Origin of the sequence: Arcobacter sp. CECT 8985 (assembly GCF_004116495.1) — a bacterium.
Taxonomy (GTDB): Bacteria; Campylobacterota; Campylobacteria; order Campylobacterales; family Arcobacteraceae; genus Malaciobacter.
Genome location: NZ_PDKC01000081.1, coordinates 1 through 553, shown reverse-complemented (window position 1 = coordinate 553; position 553 = coordinate 1). Strand labels below are relative to the sequence as shown.

At 34.5% G+C, this 553-nt stretch carries 2 tRNA genes and 1 rRNA gene; all 3 read right to left on the bottom strand.

Annotated features, from left to right (window positions below):
- Window positions 1–202: 202 nt before the first annotated feature.
- Window positions 203–278 (bottom strand) — tRNA-Ala (locus CRU93_RS14070).
- A gap of 56 nt (window positions 279–334) precedes the next feature.
- A tRNA-Ile gene (locus CRU93_RS14065) sits at window positions 335–411 on the bottom strand.
- 90 nt (window positions 412–501) lie between these two features.
- Window positions 502–553 (bottom strand): 16S ribosomal RNA (locus CRU93_RS14060); the annotation flags it as partial.

Sequence of the window (553 nt, the reverse complement as noted above, 5' to 3'; positions counted from 1 at the left end):
TATTCCTTGGCTACTATCTTATTAAATTTAATAAGTTAGTTGTGTTCTTTCTTTTCTTTTGAAATTGTTATTTCTTTTAGAAAAATTTAGACTTTAACATTATGTTTTTAAATAACTTGATTATTCTTTCTAATAATCTTTGGTCTTTTTCAAAACCAAATATAAATCTTATTTTTTAAGACTTATATTTAGTTTCTTCAAATGGTGGAGATAAGCGGGATCGAACCGCTGACCTCCTGCGTGCAAGGCAGGCGCTCTCCCAGCTGAGCTATATCCCCATTTGTATTTCTTATTTGGTATTTTCTTCTAATCTTTAAAGATTATTCAATCTTCATGGTGGGCCTACCAGGACTTGAACCTGGGACCTCACGATTATCAGTCGAGCGCTCTAGCCAGCTGAGCTATAGGCCCATTCACCTATTGTTATCAAATAATCTTTATAAACTGAATATCCTAGATTTCTTTGTTCAATAAGAATCGAATCTTATTGAACTTTCTCTGAAAGGAGGTGATCCAACCGCAGGTTCTCCTACGGTTACCTTGTTACGACTTC